A 22,980-nucleotide genomic window follows, 5' to 3' on the forward strand; every position below is an offset into this window, starting at 1 on the left:
CTCACCTATTGGAGCTGCGTAGTCGGAAATAAAAAGGCGCGGATTTACCGCGCCTATTCTTCTTCAAAACGATCTTCACTCACCGTTTTCATTTCTTTGGCTTCTTCGACCATGCGTCGATGTGCAATCCGCTTACGCATAATTTCCGCGTGCTGCTCGGCCGTCATCGGCGGGACGGTCATCAGATCTTTCAGCAAGGCGCCATTGGCATAGTTGTTCTTGATAATGCGACCCAAGTGCTTGACTCCTATCAATAACGACTTCTCGGCAAAACAACAGGATGAAGTGCCATGTAGCAAGCTACACGATCCTATTTTGCACCCAAACAAGCATCTTGTCCGGTAATCACGTTAAATAGCGAGAAAATCGGCTCCAAACACAACAAATAAAAAAAAGCCCCGCGGCAGTCGGCACGCTGGGGCTTGAACCTTCCTTGAGAGGGAGGAGGAGACACGGTTTAGGAGAGGCAATTACCTCATCACTACAAATTCATTTCGTTGTCAGGCTTGCAAATTAGTTAACCGCCATTATCTTGATCACGTTCTATAGCCACGCGACTACTTTTGCGGCTTATGCCTTAATCTAGATCAGGCCAATGCCGGTTTATTATCGAACAGCGAACAGAAAATTCTGGGAACACGGACTTCTGCAGCAAATACCGGTTTCGGCATTGCACGCTGCTGCGCAGCGGACGTGGAACGCGCCTTGCTACCACCTTGCGGCTTTTTATCCTGTTTCTTTTTCCCGTACGCAGCGAGTAGACGCAATTCGGCAGCCAACTCAGGACGGGATTGCGCTACCTGATTTGCCTTGCGATACAGGGTAAATGCGGACGGAGAAGAAGTTTGAATCGACGACTTAAACATGATGCTTCCTTGAAATCACGCTATTTGGTTTGTTGATGAAGTCCAGTATAGGTACACTAGAGATATAAATCTAATTCCAATTTGGGATAGCTGTCATAAATGATATGAATGACGAAATCCCGCTTTTTTTGCCTTCTTAAGGTTTGAATAAATGAGTTTTTTGACACTGGATCTGAACCTGCTGCGCGTCTTTGATGCAGTCATGACGGAACAGAATCTGACGCGCGCAGCAAATTTGCTCGCAATGACACAACCTGCGGTGTCCAATGCGTTGCGGCGATTGCGCGACACACTCGGTGATGAATTGGTCATCCGCACGGCACATGGTGTCAAACCAACGTCACGCGCTGTCGAGCTTTGGCCGATTGTGCGTCGCGCACTGTCGGATCTCGAAGCTGCAGTCACCCCAGACACGTTTGATGTTTCCCGGGCAAATACGACGTTTCGCATGGCAATGGCGGATGCCACGGCTGCGTTGTGGCTGCCCTTTCTGGTACGAGCGATCGAGCGGGATGCGCCGGGCCTGAACGTGCGTATGGTGCCGCTGACCACACGTGAACCTCGCCCTATGCTGTTACGGGGTGACATCGATCTGGCGATCGGTTTCTTTCCAGGTGTGGCGGCACAACTCGCAAGCGGACAAAACACGGCGGTTTCGCAAATTCGTCATGAACGTCTGTACACGGGTGAATATGTTTGCGTGATGCGCAAGAATCATCCCTTGGCTAAAGGTGAATTGACGCTGGACACGTATTGCGAAGCCCATCATCTGCTCGTCAGTTTTTCAGGTCGGGCAAAAGGTCTGATGGATGATGCTTTGAATGAACTTGGCCGTGAACGACGCATCCTGCTGACCGTGAATCAGTTCTTTACCGCAGGCAAAGTGGTCGCCAGTTCGGATCTGATTACAGTGCTACCCCACCACTTGATTGCGGCGACTGGCATGGAACAATCGCTGATTGCCAAAAAGCTTCCTTTTGTCTTGCCTGAGGTGAATGTTGATATGTTATGGCATGAGCGCGATGCACGTAATCCGGCGCATAAATGGCTGCGCGAACAACTCAGTCTGAGCACGCACGAGGGCATTAGCAAAACCGTCAAACCAAAATAATCTGTACCGTTGAGAATCCCGCGTTAGCGGGATTTTTTTGGTCGAATAGCTCATTACCTTTCCGCGTTCTCTGAATGCACTATTTTCTTACAGTTGCAATTCAGCCTCTGCTATTTGTCTGACAGCTTTTCTCCCTCTTTTCTGAAACATTGCAAGGCGGCTCTTTCTAAGAGGAACTCGCTTTGAAAACGGCGAGTCCTATTGATTCCCACTCGCAAAAAACAGAAAAGAGAGATGGCCATGTCACGCGCAAAAAAAATAACAATGTGGAGCGGAATCAGCCTGTTCACGCTGATTGTTCTCTTGCTGATACTGCTGATCACGTTTGACTGGAACCGGGCGAAACCGTGGATCAATAACAAGGTCAGTGAAGCGACCGGCAGGCCTTTTGCGATCAATGGTGATCTGTCACTGACCTGGCAGCGCGGCATGTTGCAGACGAACACCTGGCGTGACTGGGTTCCTGTTCCTCGCTTGAGTGCACGAGACGTCGTCATGGGTCAGCCGGAGTGGTCCAAGCAAAAAGAAAACATGGCCGAAGTGGGGCACATCGTTTTCTCTGTTAATCCCTTTCCTTTGCTCGCAAAAAATATCGTCATTCCGTCCCTGCAACTGGACGATCCAAAAGTCGTTCTTGAGCGATTGAAAGATGGGCGAAACAACTGGACTTTCAAGGAGAGCGATGACGGTCCTTCCGAGTGGACACTGGATTTGCAGCGCCTGCTGTTTTACAAGGGCGAAATCGCTTTAAAGGACGAGATCAAGAATATCAATGCCAAGGCGAATATCGATACGCTTGATCCCGATAAGAATGATCGTTACGTGATTGGCTGGAAACTTTCTGGCTCGTTTAACGGAGCCCGTATCAGTGGTGATGGCAAAGTCGGTGAGCTGCTGGCGCTGAAGAATGTGGAAAAGCCATTTCCTATTCAGGCTAGCCTGAATGTTGGCAAGACGTCGATTGCCGTGAGCGGTACCGTAACCAAACCACAAGAGCTTGCTGCTGTTGATATGCGATTGAAGTTGTCCGGTCCCAGCATGGCTGATCTGTATCCCTTGACCGGTATAACGTTGCCAAAGACACCTGAGTATTCAACAGAAGGCAGATTGATCGGCACGACCAACGAGTTGGGTGGCAAATGGACTTACGAGAACTTCAAGGGAAAAATGGGCAGTAGCGACATCGGCGGCTCACTGACGTATGAAGGCAAGCAGCCACGCCCATTATTGTCAGGCACGGTTGTTTCCAATCTTCTGAACTTCGCGGATCTTGGTCCGATCATCGGTGCCGATTCCAACGAAAGCAAGCGCGAGCGCGGGGTAAGCACCACCCAACCAGGCGACAAGATATTGCCGGTTGAGAAATTTACGACCGATCGCTGGAATAGTATCGACGCGGATGTTCAAATTACCGGTCGCAAGATTATTAAGGACGAAGCACTCCCGATTGATAATCTGAGCACACATCTCAAATTGCAAGACAGTGTCGTGACACTGATGCCTCTCAAGTTTGGGATGGCTGGTGGCACATTGACATCCAATATCAAAATGGACGGCAGCAATCCGACCATCAAGGCGGAAGCGAAAGTATCGGCACGTGGTCTGAAACTGAAGCAATTGTTTCCAACCTTCCAACCCATGCAGGCAAGCTTTGGTGAAGTCAATGCGGATACCTCGCTCTCAGCTACCGGTGACTCCATTGCGTCGTTTCTAGCCGGCTCTAATGGCGAAATCAAGGCATTGATCAATGACGGCACGATCAGCAAACTGCTGCTCGAGCAAATCGGTCTGAATGTAGGGAATATTGTTCTTTCCACCCTGTTTGGCGACAAGCAGGTTCAATTGAACTGCATGGCAACGGATCTGGCGGTTGAAAACGGGTTGGTCAAGACCAGAACCCTGATTGTTGATACGCAAGATGCAGTGATGTATGTAACAGGAGACATCAATCTCGCGACAGAACAATTGAATTTGACCATTCGGCCAGTCAGTAAAGGGCTGCGTATCGTGTCCTTGCGTGCACCTTTGTATGTCAACGGTACCTTTAAAAACCCTGGTGTTGGGGTCGATAAAGGTGTGCTCGCGTTGAAGGCTGGTGGTGCGGTTGCGCTAGGTGTCGTGGCACCGATCACGGCTTTGTTGCCATTAATTAGTGTTGGCAGTGAAGAAGAAAGTCAGTGCGCTGTACTGTTGAAGCAGGCAAAGGAAAAGCCTGTTGCACCACCACCAGGGAAGAAGGCGAAATCTTCCAAATAAGAAATCTGATAACTCATTAAGCCGGCTCTTGTAGCCGGTTTTTTATTTCAACTGTCATTCAATTTTTTCATTCAGTCTTTTTCGAAGAAAGAAACGGGTTTTTCGTACGTCAGTACGTGACTTCTGTGATGTTGGTTTTTAATTTTTTTGTTTGTATATATGAATAGTAGTAGTAGTTAACGTAGGCATATTTCTGTGGATAAGCGAGTTAACCTCATAGAAATCAATCATTTACCGTATTTATAAATACCTGAACAAGCCGTGTATGAGCGAGGGATAGTTTCTGCATAAATTTTTGATCCGGCTTTTCCCAATGAGTATTCACAAGCTATCCCCGCTTTTTACAGAAGGTTATCCACAGGTTCGACGCACTGAATGCAGATGGCGAAAACAAGGCACCGTGATAACCTTGATATCCTTTTCTCCCTCCAGTTTGCCCTGTTTGGGACTCTTTTCTATTCCTTATCGAGGATGGCTATGTCAAATAATTCGCTTCCTGTCATTGGGCATTTTATCGATGGTCGACGCGTTACGGATGGCGGAAGCAAGCAGACAGTATTTAATCCCGCAACGGGCAAAGCGTCTGCTGAAGTTATTTTGGCCGAGCAGGGCACGGTGCAACAAGTTGTCGCTGTTGCAAAAAATGCAGCACCATCCTGGGCAGATACCGCGCCACTCAAACGCAGCCGCATCTTGTTCAAGTTCAAAGAGTTGATTGAACGTCATCATGATGATCTTGCAGCTGCGATCACGCGGGAACACGGTAAGGTATTTTCAGATGCAAAAGGAGAGGTGACGCGCGGACTGGAAGTCGTGGAGTTTGCATGCGGCATTCCCAATCTGCTGAAAACGCAGTTCACGGACAATATCGGCGGTGGCATCGATAACTGGAATTTGCGCCAACCATTAGGCGTTACGGTTGGGATTACCCCGTTTAATTTTCCTTTCATGGTACCGATGTGGATGGCACCTGTTGCCTTGGCCACCGGCAATACTTTTATTCTCAAGCCATCTGAGCGTGACCCATCTCCGTCCCTGATGGTGGCAGAGTTATTGAAAGAAGCGGGCTTGCCGGACGGCGTGTTCAATGTGTTGCAAGGTGATAAGACCGCAGTGAATACCTTGCTGACTCATTCGGATGTGCGTGCGGTTTCGTTTGTTGGTTCTACGCCGATTGCCGAGCATATTTATGCAACGGGTACCGCAAGACGTGGCAGTTATCCGCTACGCGTTCAGGCCTTGGGTGGTGCGAAGAATCATCTGGTGGTGATGCCGGATGCCAATCTTGATCAGGCTGTTGATGCCTTGATGGGTGCGGCTTATGGATCGGCGGGTGAACGCTGTATGGCGGTATCGGTTGCGGTGGCTGTTGGTTCGATCGGTGATCGTTTGATCGACGCCTTGATTCCACGCATCAAGGCTCTCAAGATCAAGAATGGTATGGAAGCCGCTGCCGAGATGGGGCCCGTGGTGACGGCGGCACACAAATCCAGAATTGAAAATTACATTCAGCAAGGCGTGGACGCAGGGGCTAAATTGCTGGTAGATGGACGCGGTCTGGTGGTGCCGGGTCATGAAGAAGGTTTTTTCCTCGGTGGCAGTTTGTTTGATCAGGTGACGCCAGACATGTCCATTTATAGCGATGAAATCTTTGGCCCTGTTTTGTGTGTGGTCCATGTGCCGGATCTTGGCGCGGCGATTGATCTGATCAACAGCCATGAATTTGGCAATGGTGTTGCCTTGTTTACTTCGGACGGTAATACAGCACGCGAGTTTTCACGACGTATCGAAGTGGGGATGGTAGGCGTCAATGTGCCGATTCCTGTTCCCATGGCATGGCACTCCTTCGGTGGATGGAAACGCTCCATGTTTGGGGATTTGCATGCCTATGGCGAAGAGGGTATTCGCTTCTATACACGTTACAAATCCATTATGCAGAGATGGCCCGCATCGATCGAGAAGGGTGCCGAGTTTGCAATGCCAACCAGCAAGTAAGTAAGTAAATGATGGATAGAGGAATGTTTCACGTGAAACCTAATCAGCTTGTTGTATGACTGATTACATATTGTTGGGGGTGGCGGCACTTCTGGCTGGATTGATCGATGCGGTAGTAGGTGGCGGCGGGCTGATTCAGGTGCCCGCATTATTTTCTGCTTTGCCAAATACTACCCCTGCAACCTTGCTCGGGACAAACAAGTTAGCCAGTGTCTGGGGAACGGCTGCTGCTGCGCACGGCTATGCAAAAAGATTTCGCGTGCATTGGGGCGCGGCGGTGCCCGCTGCATTATCTGCCTTTGTACTTTCCTTTGCCGGTGCTTACACCGTTACGCATGTATCGGGCGATTTCTTCCGGAAATTGCTTCCCCTTATTTTGCTTGCTGTCGCTATTTATACCTTTCGTAAAAAGGATTTTGGCAAGACACATGCGCCGGTACATTCCGGGGGTGCCGAGAAGTTGGTTGCTGTCATGATTGGCGGCGCAATCGGTTTTTACGACGGTTTCTTCGGGCCGGGTACAGGCAGCTTTCTGGTCTTTTTGTTTGTCCGGTTTTTTGGCTTTGATTTTCTTGGTGCTTCTGCAGTGTCCAAGATTGTGAATGTCGCCTGCAATTCCTCCGCGTTGTTATGGTTCGGCTATAGCGGCCATTTGCTTTGGCAACTCGGTTTGTTGATGGCAATCTGCAACGTGACAGGTTCCTTGATTGGTATCCGGCTCGCTGTGAAGTACGGCAGTGGCTTTGTCCGTATTCTATTTTTGTTCGTGGTGACGGCGCTGATTATCAAGACAGGCTGGGATGCATTTTTGAAATAGGTTACTGTTTCACGTGAAACAGTGTCGTACTTTTGGATGAAAGCATACGCCTTGGCGGAAATCATCTCGAAAAGACTTTATAATCTCGCCTCTGTTTAACGTCTCCTCGAGGGGCATCATGCTCTTTCCTACTCAATTCGATGTCATTGTTGTTGGTGGTGGTCATGCCGGTACGGAGGCCGCGCTGGCTTCTGCACGTATGGGGCAAGCCACACTGCTGCTCACGCACAATATCGAAACGCTTGGTCAAATGTCGTGCAATCCATCCATTGGCGGGATTGGGAAAGGACACCTGGTCAAAGAGGTAGATGCGATGGGTGGAGCAATGGCCATTGCTACCGACGAGGCGGGTATCCAGTTTCGCATTCTTAATTCGTCCAAAGGACCGGCTGTCCGTGCGACCCGAGCCCAAGCCGACCGGCTGTTGTATAAGCAGGCGATCCGTTCCCGTCTCGAAAATCAGCCAAATCTCTGGTTGTTTCAACAGGCAGTTGATGACTTGATTGTCGAAGGGGATCGTGTCGTTGGTGCGGTTACCCAGGTAGGTATTCGTTTTCAAGCCAAGGCAGTTGTGCTGACGGCAGGGACTTTCCTTGATGGGAAAATCCATGTCGGTATGAATAACTATTCGGCCGGCCGTGCAGGTGACCCGCCAGCCGTTTCCTTGTCTGCGCGCCTGAAAGAATTGAAGCTGCCGCAAGGACGTCTGAAAACCGGTACGCCACCTCGTATCGATGGCCGCACGATTGATTTTTCGGTGATGGAAGAACAACCGGGTGATCTGGATCCGGTGCCGGTGTTTTCCGTCATGGGCAATGCCGCGATGCATCCCAAGCAGATGCCTTGCTGGATTACGCATACCAACGAAAAGACGCATGACATCATTCGTGGCGGACTGGATCGCAGCCCGATGTACACCGGCGTGATCGAAGGTGTAGGTCCGCGTTATTGCCCATCGATTGAAGACAAGATCCATCGCTTTGCCAGCAAGGATTCGCACCAGATCTTTCTGGAACCGGAAGGGCTGACGACCAACGAGTTTTATCCAAACGGCATTTCCACCAGCTTGCCGTTCGACGTGCAGCTGGATCTGGTGCGCTCGATGCGCGGCATGGAAAACGCGCACATCCTTCGTCCTGGTTATGCAATTGAATATGACTACTTCGATCCACGTGGTTTGAAAGCATCGTTGGAAACAAAGGTTATTCAAGGGTTGTTCTTTGCCGGACAGATCAATGGCACCACCGGTTACGAAGAAGCGGCTGCCCAAGGCATGCTGGCCGGACTCAACGCGGCATTACAGGTACAGGAACGCGATGCTTGGACACCGCGTCGTGACGAAGCCTATCTGGGTGTACTGGTTGATGACTTGATAACAAAAGGTGTGCTTGAGCCGTATCGCATGTTCACCAGCCGTGCCGAGTATCGCTTGAGTCTGCGTGAAGACAACGCCGATATGCGCTTGACGGAAATTGGCCGCAAGCTTGGCTGTGTCGGTGACGCGCAATGGGCTGCGTTTGAAAGCAAACGCGAAGCCGTGGCCAAAGAACTCGAACGCTTGCGTTCAACCTGGGTTAATCCACGTATTCTTGCGCAAGCAGAAGCAGAACGTGTGTTGGGTAAAGCGATTGAGCGGGAGTATGCACTTGCTGACCTATTGCGTCGCCCAAATGTGACGTATGAATCCTTGATTACGCTGACGGGTATCGATGGGCAAGCCTTGGGCGGTCCAGGCATTACGGATGAAGCGGTGCGCGAGCAGGTCGAGATTCAGTTGAAATACGCTGGCTACATTGATCGCCAAGCCAAGGAAGTCGAGCGCCATGATCACTATGAGAATTTGAAACTGCCGGCGGCTTTTGATTACATGGAAGTCAAAGGCCTGTCGTTCGAGGTGCGTCAAAAGCTGTGTAATCACAAGCCGGAAACACTGGGTCAGGCTTCACGGATTTCTGGTGTGACGCCTGCGGCGATTTCGCTGCTGCTCGTGCATTTGAAAAAAGGTGGCTTCAAGGAATTTGCAGCGCTTCCTCCATCCGAAGCAGCCGCATGAAATCATTGGATCAAACCGCGCTGATGGCGCAGCTGGAAGAGGGTGCGCGTGCGTTGTCGTTGCAACTGAGTACAGAGCAGTTGCAAAAGCTGATTGATTATCTTGCTCTGATGATCAAGTGGAATGCCGTCTACAACCTGACGGCGGTACGTGACCCGTCGCAGATGGTGGTGCAACACTTGCTGGATTCGCTCGCTGCGTGCACAGCGTTCGAAGGTGCAGAGTATGTGCTGGACGTTGGCGCGGGTGGCGGCTTGCCTGGCATCGTGCTGGCGATCTGGGCCAAGGAAGCACAACCTGCATTGCGTCTGACCATGATCGATACCGTGCACAAGAAGACGGCATTTCTGACGCAAGTGAAAGCAGAGTTGGGTTTGTCGAATGTACAGGTACAAACCGGGCGCGTGGAACAATGGAAGGCACCACAATTATTCGATGTGATTACATCGCGTGCGTTTGCCGAGCTCAATGATTTCGTAACGTGGTCGCATCACCTGTTGAAAGACGGCGGACGATTCATTGCGCTGAAAGGCGTGGCACCGAATGAAGAAGTGGCGCGCTTGCCTGCAGGTTGGCAAGTGAAGGAAGTACGTGCTCTGCATGTGCCGAGTTTACATGCGGAGCGTCATCTGGTTTTCATCGAGAGGGAAACGTCATGAAGCGGATTCTGGTGATCGGTGCAATGCTCGCAGCGTGTTTTTCGAATGGCGTTAGTGCGCAGGAAGTGCGCACCGTGCCTAAAGTCGATCTCGCAAAGTATGTCGGTGTCTGGTATGAGATTGCACGTTTTCCCAATCGCTTCCAGGAGCAATGCACAGGAAACGTCACGGCGCAATATCGCAAGCGAAGTGACGGCGATATCGATGTCATCAATCGTTGCAAACAAAAAGATGCTTCCACCGACGAGGCGATCGGGCGGGCGCGTGTGGCCGATCCGGCGACTAATGCACGTCTGAAAGTACGCTTTGCGCCGGACTGGCTTGGCTGGATACCTTTTGTCTGGGCCGATTACTGGATCATTGATCTGGCTGATGATTATTCCTATGCCGTTGTTGGCGAGCCTTCGCGTGAGTACTTGTGGGTCCTGTCGCGGTCGCCGGTCTTGCCGGATGCGACCTATGACGCCATTGTGAATCGGGCGACAGAGCAGGGCTTCGATACATCCAAACTGAAGAAGACACAGCAGGACCACTGATACTTTTCCGATCGGCCTGGCGTCGCATCGATCACCAATTAGAACGAGAACATGGCAAAAATCTTTTGTGTCGCCAATCAAAAAGGCGGTGTCGGTAAAACCACCACAGCAGTCAATCTCGCAGCAGGCCTGGCCAAACTGAATCAGCGTGTATTGCTGGTCGATCTGGATCCGCAAGGTAATGCCACCATGGGTGCGGGCATCAACAAGGCTGCACTTCAATCCTCGATCTATGAAGTCATGCTTGGCATGGCGGACGTTGCTACCGCACGTGCACGCTCGGAAACAGGACAGTTCGATGTGTTACCCGCCAATCGCGAACTGGCCGGTGCAGAAGTGGAGATGGTCGAACTCGACAATCGCGAGCGGCGATTGAAAGATGCGCTGGCCGCGGTCGACGCCGAATATGATTTCATGCTGATCGATTGCCCGCCCGCCTTGTCGATGCTGACTTTGAATGGTTTGTGCGCTGCGCACGGTGTGATCATTCCGATGCAGTGTGAATACTATGCGCTGGAAGGTTTATCCGATCTGGTCAACACCATCAAGAAAGTCCATGCGAAGCTGAATCCCGATCTCAAGATCATCGGCCTGTTGCGGGTGATGTTCGATCCGCGCATGACCTTGTCGCAGCAGGTATCACTGCAACTGGAGCAACACTTTGGTGACAAGGTGTTCCGTTCCATTATTCCGCGCAATGTGCGTCTGGCCGAAGCACCGTCTTACGGCATGCCCGGCATCAATTTCGATCCGGTATCCAAAGGTGCACAGGCCTACATCTCTTTCGGTGCCGAGATGATCGAACGGATCAAGACGCTGTAACCCACTCATCATCCGCCGCGTAACGCAATGCGGCGCGCGGCGTTTTTCAGACAGGAACAACGAATACCATGGCAACAAAAAAACAAAAGGGGCTGGGACGCGGCCTCGATGCCTTGCTGGGCGGTGGCAGCGATTTCAATGAAGCAGTGGCCGCCATTCCCGGTGCGCCATCCACGTTGCATGTGACGGATATGCAGGCCGGCAAGTATCAGCCTCGTACGCGCATGGATGAAGGTGCGTTGAACGAACTCGCGGCCTCGATCAAGGCGCAAGGTCTGCTGCAGCCGATTCTGGTTCGTCCGATTACGTCATCGGGTCCGCGCCAGCGTTACGAAATCATTGCAGGTGAACGTCGCTTCCGCGCGTCGCAACTGGCCGGCTTGACCGAGGTGCCGGTGCTGATCAAGGAAGTTGACGACGAAGCCACGGCAGCCATGGCGCTGATTGAAAATATTCAGCGCGAAGATCTGAATCCCCTGGAAGAGGCACAAGGTATTCATCGCCTGATCGCGGACTTCAATTTCACACACGAGCAGGCAGCCAACGCGGTCGGTCGCTCGCGTAGTGCGGTTTCCAACCTGCTGCGTTTGCTGAATCTGGCCAAACCAGTCCAAACCATGCTGATGGCCGGCGATATCGATATGGGGCATGCACGCGCCTTGCTGGCGGTTGATTCCGCCACGCAAATTTCGCTGGCCAACCAGATCGTTGCCAAGCGTATGTCGGTACGGGATGCCGAAAAACTGGTAACCAAGACCACCGTGGAACAAAACGCAGGCGCCAAGCCACGGCAGAAGGAAAAGTCGCGCGATATCACCCGACTGGAGGAAGAACTGTCCGACGCACTGGCTACCACCGTTGCCATCAAACTGGGCGCGAAAAACAAGGGGCAACTGACCGTGGATTTTGCCAATCTCGACGCGCTCGACGACCTCATCGCGCGTTTGCGTGGTGGCAAATAGTTTCTTAAAGTAAATTAATCCGTCACGGAAGGGCTTGCACCATAAAAATGAACAACGTGCCGGATGCGGCGTTGTTACGGTGCAATAAGCCGACAACATCTCGTTTTATTGCACCGCAAACGTTTGACGCTGTCGTTGGAAAGCACTTATAATCCCGCTGCTTCACGGAACGCGAGAGTTTGTTTTAATTTCAACTCAGTAAGCGGAACGCTTTTTCCCGCTGGACTGCACATCTGGACCTGCCATGCTGCCCGTCGTCATTACGCAATTTGCGGCAACGGTCATCTGTAGTGCGATCGCAGGATGGATCGCCGGTCTTCCAGGGTTCTATTCTGCTTTGTTGGGTGGCTTGTGCTGCGTGGTGCCTAACGGTCTGTTTGCCTTGCGTTTATATATTGCGGCGCAACTGAGCAAATCCGTCAGCCCCAACGTGTTTTTCGTCGGGGAATTTGTAAAGCTTGGCGTAACGGCTGCTGCCTTGTGGGCAGTCGTTCATTTTTACCAGGATGTCAATGTGCTGGCGCTCGTCGCTGCCTTCATCGTGGTACTGAAAAGTTACATCATCTTATTATTTAGGCACTGACAATGGCTGCTGATCACGCACCTACTGCGACAGAATATATCAAGCATCACCTCGGACATCTGTCGAACGCACACCAGAATAGTGTGGTCGATTTTTCGATTATCAACTACGACACGATTTTCTGGTCGGTCCTGATGGGCGTGATCGGTTTGTTCGTGATGTATCTGGCTGCACGTAAAGCCACCTCCGGCGTGCCAACCCGCTTCCAGGCCGCGGTGGAAATGCTGGTTGAAATGGTCGATGACCAATCCAAATCCATCATTCACGGCAATCGTACTTTCATCGCGCCGCTGGCTCTGACGGTTTTCGTCTGGGTCGCGCTGATGAACTGCCTCGACTTCATTCCGGTTGATTTCCTGCCACGCGTGTTTGCTTGGACGGGTCTGGGTGCCGAGTATGGCGATCCACTTTATCACCACCGTATTCTGCCTACCGCTGACTTGAATGGCGCGCTGGGCATGGCGCTGGGTGTGTTTGCTCTCATGCTGTACTACGGCATCAAGATCAAAGGCATCGGTGGCTGGCTGCACGAATTGTTTGCTGCACCATTCGGTATCTGGATGGCACCAGCGAACGTGCTGTTGAACATCATCGAATACGCAGCGAAAACCATTTCGCTGGCAATGCGACTGTTCGGCAACATGTATGCAGGTGAACTCGTGTTCATGCTGATCGCGCTGCTGGGCGGTATGGCAACGGCATTCGGTTTTATCGGCCACGTGATCGCCGGTTCGATATGGGCAATCTTCCATATCCTTATCGTATTCTTGCAGGCTTTCATTTTCATGATGCTGACGCTGGTGTATCTCGGCCAGGCGCATGAAGGGCATTGATCAAGATTGTTGTAGTAAGTAGGTTTCGTTTTTTATATTTGTTTTAACTTTAACTTTGAAGGAATTGTCATGACTGACGTCGCTTTCGTTGCACTGGCTTGTGGTTTTATCATCGGTTTGGGTGCTATCGGCGCTTCTATCGGTATCGCGATCATGGGTGGTAAGTACCTGGAATCGTCCGCTCGTCAACCAGAGCTGATGAACGCACTGCAAACCAAAATGTTCGTTCTGGCTGGTCTGATCGATGCTGCATTCCTGATCGGTGTTGGTGTTGCCCTGCTGTTCGCATTCGCAAATCCGTTCGTCGCGTAATTAACGTTACTGTCGATTCTCATTCTGCCGAACCCCGTGTTCGGCACTTGTTATTCTTGAGAAGGAAATCACTGTGAACTTAAATGCAACCTTGTTTGCACAGTTCGTGGTCTTTTTCGTCCTGGCGCTGTTCACGATGAAATTCGTGTGGCCGCCACTGATGAAGGCACTCGATGAGCGTGCTGCAAAGATCGCGGATGGTTTGGCTGCAGCAGAGCGCGGCAAGTCCGATCTGGCTATCGCTGAAAAGCGTGCCCAGGCAGAAGTCGCCGCAGCACAGGAAGCTGGCCAAAAGCGTATCAGCGATGCTGAAGCACGTGGTCAGAGCATCATTGACGAAGCGAAAAAGACGGCATCTGAAGAAGCGGCACGCATTATCGCTGCTGCCAAGGCAGATGCAGATCAGCAAGTTACCCAGGTCCGTGAAGCACTGCGTGACCAGGTTGCCACATTGGCAGTCAAGGGTGCCGAGCAGATCCTGAAACGTGAAGTCAATGCTGCGGCTCACGCCGATCTGTTGAACCAACTGAAAACCGAGCTGTAATCATGGCAGAACTCGCAACGATTGCCCGTCCTTACGCCGAAGCTCTGTTCCGTGTGGCGAAATCTGCTGATCTGAACGGCTGGTCCGTTCTGGTTACCGAAATGGGTCAGGTTGCTGCGCTTCCAGAAGTGTATGCGCTGGCAAACAACCCGAAAGTTTCGGATGCTGATATCGCTGCCGTGTTCACCGCGGCACTGAAATCGCCGGTTGGTGCAGAAGCGAAAAATTTCATCAGCATGCTGATTGAAAATGATCGTCTGACCCTGCTGCCCGAAATCGCTGAACAGTTCCACGCATTGAAAAATGCGGAAGAAGGTGCTGCTGATGCCGAGATCGTCAGCGCATTCGAGCTGTCGCAGGCGCAGGTGTCCGATCTGGTCGCTTTGCTGGAAAAGAAATTCGGCCGCAAGCTCAATCCATCTGTCACCGTGGATAACACGTTGATCGGTGGTGTGCGCGTCGTTGTCGGTGATGAAGTGCTCGATACCTCGGTGCGCGCCAAGCTGCAACACATGCATGTTGCGCTGACGGCCTGATCGTCCGTGCCCTCAAGCCCAAGCTACAGAGAAAATTTTAGGAGTTTATATGCAACTCAACCCGTCTGAAATCAGCGAGCTGATCAAGAGCCGGATTCAAGGGCTCGGCGACAGCGCTGAGATTCGCAATCAAGGTACGGTGATTTCCGTGTCCGACGGTATCTGCCGCATCCACGGTCTGTCGGAAGTCATGCAAGGTGAAATGCTGGAATTTCCGGGCAACACCTTCGGCCTCGCGCTGAACCTGGAACGTGATTCCGTCGGTGCCGTTATTCTGGGTGAATACGAGCACATTTCCGAAGGCGATACCGTCAAATGCACGGGCCGCATTCTGGAAGTGCCGATTGGTCCTGAACTGCGTGGCCGTGTGGTCAATGCGCTGGGTCAGCCAATCGACGGTAAAGGTCCTGTCAATGCAAAACTGACCGCACCGATCGAAAAGATCGCGCCAGGCGTTATTGCACGTCAATCCGTTGACGAACCACTGCAAACCGGTATCAAGGCAATCGACGCCATGGTGCCAATCGGTCGTGGTCAGCGTGAGTTGATCATTGGCGATCGTCAAACCGGTAAGTCTGCCGTTGCTGTTGATACCATCATCAACCAAAAAGGTCAGGGCGTTACCTGTATCTACGTTGCAATCGGTCAGAAAGCATCGTCGATCAAAAACATCGTGCGCGCACTGGAACAAAACGGCGCCATGGAATACACCATTGTCGTCGCCGCGTCGGCTTCGGAATCGGCTGCCATGCAGTTCGTTTCGGCCTACTCCGGTTGCGCCATGGGCGAATACTTCCGTGATCGTGGTCAAGATGCACTGATCGTCTATGACGATCTGTCGAAACAAGCGGTTGCATACCGTCAGGTTTCGCTGCTGCTGCGTCGTCCACCAGGTCGTGAAGCATTCCCTGGCGACGTGTTCTATCTCCACAGCCGTCTGCTGGAACGTGCAGCACGCGTCAACGCTGATTACGTTGAAGCCTTCACCAAAGGTGAAGTCAAAGGTAAAACCGGTTCGTTGACCGCATTGCCGATCATCGAAACGCAAGCTGGTGACGTTTCCGCATTCGTTCCAACCAACGTGATTTCGATTACCGACGGTCAGATCTTCCTGGAAACCAACCTGTTCAACTCCGGCATCCGTCCTGCAATTAACGCAGGTATCTCGGTGTCGCGTGTGGGTGGTGCAGCACAGACCAAAGTCATCAAAGGCCTGTCCGGTGGTATCCGTACCGACTTGGCGCAGTACCGTGAACTGGCAGCATTTGCACAGTTCGCTTCGGACCTCGACGCAGCAACCCGCAAACAGCTGGACCGCGGCGCACGTGTGACCGAACTGCTGAAACAAGCGCAGTACGCACCCCTGTCGATCTCGTTGATGGCGGTTTCGCTGTTTGCCGCCAACAAGGGTTTCTTCGACAGCCTCGAAGTCAAAGATGTATTGCGTTTTGAGTCGGGTCTGCATGGCTTCATGAAGTCCAGCCACGCTGCTCTGCTGCAAAAAATCGAAGACACCAAGAAGCTCGAGAAAGACGACGAAGCGACATTGGCAGATGCAATTGCCGATTTCAAAAAATCGTTTTGATCTGACTGTAGCGAAGGAGTAAACCCTCATGGCTGCAGGCAAAGAGATACGTGGCAAGATCAAGAGCGTAGAAAATACGAAGAAGATCACCAAGGCGATGGAAATGGTCGCGGCATCCAAAATGCGCAAGGCGCAGGACCGGATGCTGGCGGCCCGTCCATACAGCGACAAGATCCGTAACATCACGGCCAACCTGTCGCAAGCCAATCCGGAATACTCGCATCCTTTCCTCGTGAAGTCGGATGCGTCGAAGACGGTTGGTTTTATCATCGTCACGACCGACAAGGGTCTGTGCGGCGGCATGAACACGAACACCCTGCGTGCCGTGACCACCAAGCTGCGCGAGCTCGAAGCGGAAGGCAAGAAAGTGCAAATCGCTGCAATCGGTAACAAGGGGCTGAGCTTCTTGAACCGAATCGGCGCACCGGTTGTTTCGCAAGTGACCCAGATCGGCGATACGCCGCATCTGGAAAAGCTGATCGGACCGATCAAGGTGTTGCTGGACGCATACGAAGAAGGTCGTCTCGACGCCGTCTATCTCGTGTACACCAAATTCATCAATGCGATGAAACAGGAGCCACGGATGGAACAGCTGCTGCCTTTGTCGGCAGATCGGCTGACGGCGGATGAGGGTTCCGATGCAATGTCGTGGGAATACATCTACGAGCCGGATGCACAGACCGTCATCGATGATTTGCTCATGCGTTACGTTGAAGCACTGGTATTCCAGGGCGTAGCGGAAAACCTGGCGTCCGAGCAATCGGCGCGTATGGTGGCGATGAAAGCAGCGACCGACAATGCCGGCAGCGTGATCAGCGAACTGAAACTCGTCTACAACAAGACGCGTCAGGCAGCGATTACGAAAGAACTGTCCGAAATCGTCGCGGGTGCGGCAGCGGTTTAATGTGATTGCAGACGGCATCAGTGATGCTGTTTGCAACAACCAGATTTTAAATTTTATCTATTGAAGGAACGAAAATGGCTGATGGCAAAATCGTTCAGTGTATCGGCGCTGTGGTGGACGTTGAATTCCCGCGCAATGCGATGCCTAAGATTTATGACGCCTTGAAGATGGAAGGCTCTGAACTGACGCTGGAAGTTCAGCAGCAGCTCGGTGACGGCATTGTCCGTACCATTGCTCTGGGTAGCTCCGACGGCCTGCGCCGTGGCATGACGATCAGCAACACGGGTCATCCGATCACGGTTCCTGTCGGTAAGGCAACGCTGGGTCGTATTATGGACGTGCTGGGTAACCCGATCGACGAATGCGGTCCGGTCAGCCATGAGCAAACCGCATCGATCCACCGTAAAGCACCTGCTTACGATGAACTGTCGCCATCGACCGATTTGCTGGAAACCGGCATCAAGGTTATTGACCTGGTCTGCCCGTTTGCTAAAGGCGGTAAAGTTGGTCTGTTCGGCGGTGCAGGTGTGGGCAAGACCGTCAACATGATGGAACTGATCAACAACATCGCAAAGGCACACTCGGGTCTGTCCGTGTTTGCTGGTGTGGGTGAACGTACTCGTGAAGGTAACGACTTCTATCACGAAATGTCGGACGCTAAAGTGGTTGATCTGGAAAACCCGGCCAACTCCAAAGTGGCAATGGTTTACGGCCAGATGAATGAACCACCAGGCAATCGTCTGCGTGTCGCGCTGACCGGTCTGACCATGGCAGAAGCGTTCCGTGACGAAGGTCGTGACGTTCTGTTCTTCGTTGACAACATCTACCGTTTCACGCTGGCAGGTACCGAAGTTTCCGCACTGCTGGGTCGTATGCCTTCCGCCGTGGGTTATCAGCCTACGCTGGCGGAAGAAATGGGTAAGCTGCAAGAGCGTATTACTTCGACCAAAGTCGGTTCGATCACGTCGATCCAGGCCGTCTACGTTCCTGCGGATGACTTGACCGATCCATCGCCAGCAACCACCTTTGCGCACTTGGATTCGACCGTCGTTCTGTCGCGTGACATTGCTTCGCAAGGTATTTACCCTGCAATCGATCCACTCGATTCGAGCTCGCGCCAACTGGACCCGCAAGTTGTCGGTCAGGAACACTACGAAACCGCGCGTTCGGTTCAACGTACGCTGCAACGCTACAAGGAATTGCGTGACATCATCGCGATTTTGGGCATGGACGAACTGGCTCCGGAAGACAAGCTGCTGGTGGCACGTGCACGTAAGATGCAACGTTTCCTGTCGCAGCCTTTCCACGTTGCGGAAGTCTTTACCGGCGCACCTGGTAAATACGTGTCGCTGAAAGATACGATCAAGGGCTTCCAGATGATCGCATCGGGTGAACTCGATCATCTGCCAGAACAAGCGTTCTACATGGTTGGCACGATCGACGAAGCAATCGAAAAAGCGAAAAAACTCAACTAATGGTTGAAGCCGGTGCGATGAACTTCATCACACCGGCAGTCGCATCGATCTGTGGATCGATTTCTGCACGAAATAAAAGGTTCTCACATGGCACACACAATGCGCGTAGATGTCGTCTCAGCCGAAGAAGAAATCTTCTCCGGTCAGGCGGAATTCGTTGCGCTGCCGGGTGAAGCAGGCGAACTCGGTATTTTGCCGGGCCACACGCCGCTGATCTCTCGCATTCGTCCAGGCGCGGTACGCATCAAGGTGCCGGGCAAGACGGAAGACGAATTCGTGTTCGTCGCGGGCGGTATCCTTGAAGTGCAACCCGAAGTGGTAACGGTTCTCGCCGATACCGCCATTCGTGGTGGCGATCTGGATGAAGCCAAGGCAGCAGAAGCAAAACGACTGGCTGAAGAAACACTGGCTAGCAAGGATTCGCAAATCGATTACGCACAGGCACAGGCCGAACTGGCCAGTGCCGTGGCGCAATTGGCAGCGATTCAGCGTCTGCGTCAAAAACGCTGATTGCTATTCCGCATACAATAAAGGGCAGCTACGGCTGCCCTTTTTGTTTTTTCACTCAAGATTCTCATCATGATCAATCAACATCCTGACGTCATCACCAAGCTGCTTAACGAATCGCGCGTCATTGCCGTGGTTGGACTTTCCCCCAAACCGGATCGCCCGAGTCACGAGGTGGCGGCGTACTTGCAGCGTCATGGTTATCGGATTATTCCCATCAATCCGGCCAGTGCTGGCACCAGCATTCTCGGAGAGCATTGCTATGCCACGTTGACCTTGGCAGCAGCGGCCTTGGCCGAGCAAGGCGTGCAGATTGATCTGGTGGACGTGTTCCGCAAGCCAGACCAGGTCGAGCCGATTGCTGACGAAACGATCGCCATCCATGCCAAGGGTTTCTGGTTGCAGCTTGGTATCGTGAATGAGGTTGCCATCGATAAAGTACGTGCGGCCGGCATTGCTGTCGTGGCAGACCGCTGTACGAAGATTGACCACGCGATACGCCATTAAAGAATCGGAATGTAATCGGGAGAAGAATATGCCGGACGTTCGTAAGCTGCTGCGTGCGCCTAAGAACTACAAAATCAAAGAAGAGGACGCCGGACGCAAACCCTTGTCGAGCGGCGACAAGGCGACCGACAAGCAAACGGTGCTGGAGATGGCGCAGCGTATCTCGGCCTTGCAAGACATTCTCTATGCACAGCGCAAGCACAAGATTCTGATCGTGCTGCAAGGTATGGATACATCCGGAAAAGATGGCACCGTACGAGGCGTGTTTGGGCAGATCGATCCGCTTGGCGTGAGTTGCACCTCGTTCAAGGCGCCAACGGAACTAGAAAAGAGTCACGACTTCTTGTGGCGCGTTCATCCCCACGTGCCGGGTAATGGTGAGCTGGCGATCTTCAATCGCAGTCATTATGAAGACGTGCTGATTACGCGTGTGCATGAGTGGATTGATGAGGCAGAGTGCAAGCGTCGTCATGCGCACATTTGTGACTTTGAGCGCATGCTGGCAGAAACCGGCACCGTTATCATCAAATGCTTTCTGCATATCTCCAACAAGGAACAGAAGGCACGTCTGGAAGAGCGAATCGTCGACCCGGACAAGCATTGGAAGCTGAGACCGGAAGATCTTGAAGAGCGTCAGTACTGGCCTGATTACCTCACGTGTTACACAGACGCGATCAATGCCACCAATGCGCCGCATGCACCCTGGTACGTTATTCCCGCTGATTCAAAAACACATCGCAATCTGGCGATTGCCTCTCTCGTGCTTGAAACGCTGGAAAGCCTGGATCTTGCCTATCCAGCTGGCAATCCGGATTACGCCAAGCTGAAGGTGGTCTGACAGCAAACGTCGAGACAGACAAGCGTTGAGAAAACGGTCAGGAGGCGCGATCGTTGTCGCGCTGCAATTCACTACTCAGTGCCACGACAAGCTCGTCCATGCTGTAGGGCTTCGCCAGCATGCGCACATCTGGCAGATTGACGCGGCGTTCGGAATAGCCGGTTGCGAGCACGATACGCGTTGAAGCAAATCGCGCACGGACAATCTGCGCGAGATCGATGCCATTGATGGTACCTGGCATGACAACATCAGAAAAAACCAGGTCGAAGGTCTTCCCGGACTCGAGGACTTGCAATGCTTCGTCGCCTGACTTGGCGACCTGTACATCGAGTCCGGCCAGAGACAGTGCGGGTACGATCGTCTCTCTGACGAGCGCATCGTCTTCGACGAACAGCAGCGAGCCGGTGAGCAGATACGGATGCTCCGTGTTTGCGTCCAGTTTGGGCAGCGCGGACGTCAATTTTGTGCGAGGCAGATAGAAGGTAAAGCTGGTACCCATGCCTTCACGACTGTCGAGTAGCAAGGAACCACCGCTTTGTTTGGCAAAGCCATAGGCTTGCGGTAAGCCCATGCCCGAGCCTTCGCCAATACTTTTCGTCGTGAAGAATGGATCAAAGGCGCGCGCAGATACTTCCTCACTCATACCGGTGCCTGTATCCGTGATACGGATACGCACGTACTCGCCGGCTGGCAGTTCGTGCTCGCTCATCGCCAGACGTTCATTGCACGCTTCGATGCTGATGGTGCCACCGTCCGGCATGGCATCACGCGCGTTGATGGTCAGGTTCAGCAAGGCCAGTTCAAACTGTAAAGGGTCGATCGTGACCAGCCAGAGATCGTGATCGTGATGCAGCCTGAACTCGATATTGCTTGGCAGCGTGCCAGTGAGTAGCGGCGTCGCCTGTCGCATCTGTTCGCCGACATTCAATGTTTCAAGTCGTGCATCCTGTACCCGACCGAACGCCATGAGCTTGCGCGCAAGTTCAACGCCCCTTGTGACGGCGCGCTGGCAGGATTGCAGCAAGGTGCGTTCGCGCTCGCCACTGATGTTCAGCAAACAGATTTGCAGACCGGTAGTTAATGTTTGCAGCACGTTATTGAAATCATGGGCGATACCACCGGTGAGCCGTCCCAATGCTTCCAACTTCTGTCCTTGCAGCAGGGCACGCTGGGAGCGCTCGGACATGGCAACGGCTTCATTGACGCGTCGTTCGAGTTCGGTATGCGTCTGACTGAGTGACTCGGATGCCTTGGCCATCGCCTGACTGACGGCGTCGAACTCGTACACGCCAGAGCGGCTGACAACGACGGGTTCGCCCTTGCCGAGTTTCTCGGCGGATTCCTGCAGCTTCTCTACGGCCTTGGTGGCGTTGCGGCCAAGAATGAAGGCGGCGGCGACGGCGAGTCCGAAGAAGAGCAGGGACAGAATACCTACAACCATGATCGCGTTGTAAGCGCTACGCTTGAACTCGGATTGCGGCACGCTGATAAGAAAGCGCCATTCGGAACGCGGGGCGCGGCTGAAGAATGCCGTTACGGCTTCGCCCGTCAGTGCTTGTCCGTCGTTATTGAAGCCTTCGTAACTCTCCTGCATCAAACGGACAATCGTGGTACGCGCACTCTTGCCGACGAACTTGTCCGCATTGCGGTTGCGTGCCGCGATGATGCCGTTGCGATCAAGAATGGAACCGTTCCATGTGCTGGGCAAGCGTTGTTCCTGGAAGACGCTTTGCAATTCGCTCGCAAAGACGCTCATCTCCAGAAAATAGATGATCTGGTTGTCACGCTTGACCGGGATCTGGATGAGAAAGCTGAGCCGCTTGGTAATGGTGGACTCATACATATCGGAGATGATCGTTTCATCGGGTTCTGCCTGCTCGCGCAGCGATTTGATGAGCGGATTCGGATCCCGACGGTTCGCCTGATAGGGCAGTCGCGTATTGAGGAGCACGTTGCCATGCAGATCGCTCAGCATGATGGACGACTCAATCGTGGGCGCGACGCGTTTGGCCTGCAGGTAAAACTGCTGCAGGTCGCCGTCGTCGAGAGCGGACGAGGTTGCCAGTGTTTTCAACACGGCCTCCCGCTTCATCATTTCCCTGTCCACAACCAAAGCCAATGCCTGTGCGATTTCGCGCATGCTTTGCCGATTGGCTTCTTGTGTTTCTGAAAACACATAGGAAATGCCAATGCCGGCGGTGATGAAGGCGGGAATCAGAACAGACAGGAAGAGGACAAGAAGCCGGGTGCGGATGCGCATGGAAGGCAAAGTTACAAGA

At 52.7% G+C, this 22,980-nt stretch carries 23 protein-coding genes; 20 read left to right on the forward strand and 3 right to left on the reverse strand.

Features of this window, described 5'->3' with window-relative positions; translation table 11 throughout:
* Positions 1-53: 53 nt before the first annotated feature.
* Together IEV29_RS09295 and IEV29_RS09300 are read right to left on the reverse strand one after the other, a co-directional pair.
* Positions 54-236, reverse strand: a complete 183-nt coding sequence (locus IEV29_RS09295) for a hypothetical protein (protein WP_188381153.1) — start codon at positions 234-236, stop codon at positions 54-56.
* 351 nt (positions 237-587) lie between these two features.
* Positions 588-866, reverse strand: a complete 279-nt coding sequence (locus tag IEV29_RS09300; RefSeq protein WP_188380907.1) for a hypothetical protein — start codon at positions 864-866, stop codon at positions 588-590.
* Between the two features lie 151 nt (positions 867-1,017).
* Between IEV29_RS09300 and IEV29_RS09305 the strand changes: the two genes are divergently transcribed.
* From IEV29_RS09305 to IEV29_RS09400, 20 genes are all read left to right on the forward strand, one after another.
* On the forward strand, positions 1,018-1,977 hold the full coding sequence (locus IEV29_RS09305) for a LysR family transcriptional regulator (RefSeq protein WP_188380908.1): 960 nt from the start codon (positions 1,018-1,020) through the stop codon (positions 1,975-1,977).
* A 240-nt stretch (positions 1,978-2,217) separates the two neighbouring features.
* Complete coding sequence (locus IEV29_RS09310; protein WP_188380909.1) at positions 2,218-4,233, forward strand: AsmA family protein; 2,016 nt, start codon at positions 2,218-2,220, stop codon at positions 4,231-4,233.
* A gap of 477 nt (positions 4,234-4,710) precedes the next feature.
* A complete protein-coding gene (locus IEV29_RS09315; protein ID WP_188380910.1) occupies positions 4,711-6,228 on the forward strand; it encodes a CoA-acylating methylmalonate-semialdehyde dehydrogenase in 1,518 nt (505 codons plus the stop codon).
* Positions 6,229-6,283: 55 nt separating this feature from the next.
* Positions 6,284-7,045: a sulfite exporter TauE/SafE family protein gene (locus IEV29_RS09320; protein WP_188380911.1), complete on the forward strand. Its 762-nt coding sequence runs from the start codon at positions 6,284-6,286 to the stop codon at positions 7,043-7,045.
* Positions 7,046-7,163: 118 nt separating this feature from the next.
* Positions 7,164-9,098, forward strand: a complete 1,935-nt coding sequence (mnmG, locus tag IEV29_RS09325; RefSeq protein ID WP_188380912.1) for a tRNA uridine-5-carboxymethylaminomethyl(34) synthesis enzyme MnmG — start codon at positions 7,164-7,166, stop codon at positions 9,096-9,098.
* Complete coding sequence (rsmG, locus tag IEV29_RS09330) at positions 9,095-9,757, forward strand: 16S rRNA (guanine(527)-N(7))-methyltransferase RsmG (RefSeq protein ID WP_188380913.1); 663 nt, start codon at positions 9,095-9,097, stop codon at positions 9,755-9,757. The genes mnmG and rsmG overlap by 4 nt, the downstream gene beginning before the upstream one ends.
* On the forward strand, positions 9,754-10,293 hold the full coding sequence (locus IEV29_RS09335) for a lipocalin family protein (RefSeq protein ID WP_188380914.1): 540 nt from the start codon (positions 9,754-9,756) through the stop codon (positions 10,291-10,293). The genes rsmG and IEV29_RS09335 overlap by 4 nt, the downstream gene beginning before the upstream one ends.
* A gap of 51 nt (positions 10,294-10,344) precedes the next feature.
* On the forward strand, positions 10,345-11,115 hold the full coding sequence (locus IEV29_RS09340) for a ParA family protein (protein WP_188380915.1): 771 nt from the start codon (positions 10,345-10,347) through the stop codon (positions 11,113-11,115).
* Positions 11,116-11,183: 68 nt separating this feature from the next.
* The gene (locus IEV29_RS09345; RefSeq protein ID WP_188380916.1) at positions 11,184-12,077 is read left to right on the forward strand and encodes a ParB/RepB/Spo0J family partition protein; all 894 of its coding nucleotides are present in this window, start codon (positions 11,184-11,186) and stop codon (positions 12,075-12,077) included.
* Between the two features lie 244 nt (positions 12,078-12,321).
* Complete coding sequence (locus tag IEV29_RS09350; protein WP_188380917.1) at positions 12,322-12,660, forward strand: ATP synthase subunit I; 339 nt, start codon at positions 12,322-12,324, stop codon at positions 12,658-12,660.
* Complete coding sequence (gene atpB / locus IEV29_RS09355) at positions 12,657-13,493, forward strand: F0F1 ATP synthase subunit A (protein WP_188381142.1); 837 nt, start codon at positions 12,657-12,659, stop codon at positions 13,491-13,493. Before IEV29_RS09350 ends, atpB begins: the two co-directional genes overlap by 4 nt.
* A 69-nt stretch (positions 13,494-13,562) precedes the next feature.
* A complete protein-coding gene (atpE, locus tag IEV29_RS09360) occupies positions 13,563-13,805 on the forward strand; it encodes a F0F1 ATP synthase subunit C (RefSeq protein ID WP_188380918.1) in 243 nt (80 codons plus the stop codon).
* A 73-nt stretch (positions 13,806-13,878) separates the two neighbouring features.
* Positions 13,879-14,349 (forward strand): F0F1 ATP synthase subunit B, encoded by a 471-nt coding sequence (locus tag IEV29_RS09365; RefSeq protein ID WP_188380919.1) that lies wholly within the window; start codon positions 13,879-13,881, stop codon positions 14,347-14,349.
* Between the two features lie 2 nt (positions 14,350-14,351).
* Positions 14,352-14,885: a F0F1 ATP synthase subunit delta gene (locus IEV29_RS09370; RefSeq protein ID WP_188380920.1), complete on the forward strand. Its 534-nt coding sequence runs from the start codon at positions 14,352-14,354 to the stop codon at positions 14,883-14,885.
* A gap of 49 nt (positions 14,886-14,934) precedes the next feature.
* A complete protein-coding gene (atpA, locus tag IEV29_RS09375; protein WP_188380921.1) occupies positions 14,935-16,470 on the forward strand; it encodes a F0F1 ATP synthase subunit alpha in 1,536 nt (511 codons plus the stop codon).
* 28 nt (positions 16,471-16,498) lie between these two features.
* Positions 16,499-17,374: a F0F1 ATP synthase subunit gamma gene (gene atpG / locus IEV29_RS09380; RefSeq protein ID WP_188380922.1), complete on the forward strand. Its 876-nt coding sequence runs from the start codon at positions 16,499-16,501 to the stop codon at positions 17,372-17,374.
* A 74-nt stretch (positions 17,375-17,448) separates the two neighbouring features.
* Complete coding sequence (gene atpD, locus IEV29_RS09385; RefSeq protein WP_188380923.1) at positions 17,449-18,849, forward strand: F0F1 ATP synthase subunit beta; 1,401 nt, start codon at positions 17,449-17,451, stop codon at positions 18,847-18,849.
* An 87-nt stretch (positions 18,850-18,936) separates the two neighbouring features.
* The gene (locus tag IEV29_RS09390; protein WP_188380924.1) at positions 18,937-19,359 is read left to right on the forward strand and encodes a F0F1 ATP synthase subunit epsilon; all 423 of its coding nucleotides are present in this window, start codon (positions 18,937-18,939) and stop codon (positions 19,357-19,359) included.
* A gap of 69 nt (positions 19,360-19,428) precedes the next feature.
* Positions 19,429-19,863 carry a CoA-binding protein gene (locus IEV29_RS09395; RefSeq protein WP_188380925.1) on the forward strand — a complete coding sequence of 145 codons (435 nt, stop codon included), beginning with the start codon at positions 19,429-19,431 and terminating at the stop codon, positions 19,861-19,863.
* A 28-nt stretch (positions 19,864-19,891) separates the two neighbouring features.
* Complete coding sequence (locus IEV29_RS09400; RefSeq protein ID WP_188380926.1) at positions 19,892-20,701, forward strand: PPK2 family polyphosphate kinase; 810 nt, start codon at positions 19,892-19,894, stop codon at positions 20,699-20,701.
* A 37-nt stretch (positions 20,702-20,738) separates the two neighbouring features.
* On the opposite strand, the gene IEV29_RS09405 is transcribed toward IEV29_RS09400, so the two are convergent.
* A complete protein-coding gene (locus tag IEV29_RS09405; RefSeq protein ID WP_188380927.1) occupies positions 20,739-22,961 on the reverse strand; it encodes a hybrid sensor histidine kinase/response regulator in 2,223 nt (740 codons plus the stop codon).
* Between the last annotated feature and the right edge of the window lie 19 nt (positions 22,962-22,980).

Origin of the sequence: Oxalicibacterium faecigallinarum, from assembly GCF_014635705.1 — a bacterium.
In the GTDB taxonomy this organism is placed as follows: domain Bacteria; phylum Pseudomonadota; class Gammaproteobacteria; order Burkholderiales; family Burkholderiaceae_D; genus Oxalicibacterium; species Oxalicibacterium faecigallinarum.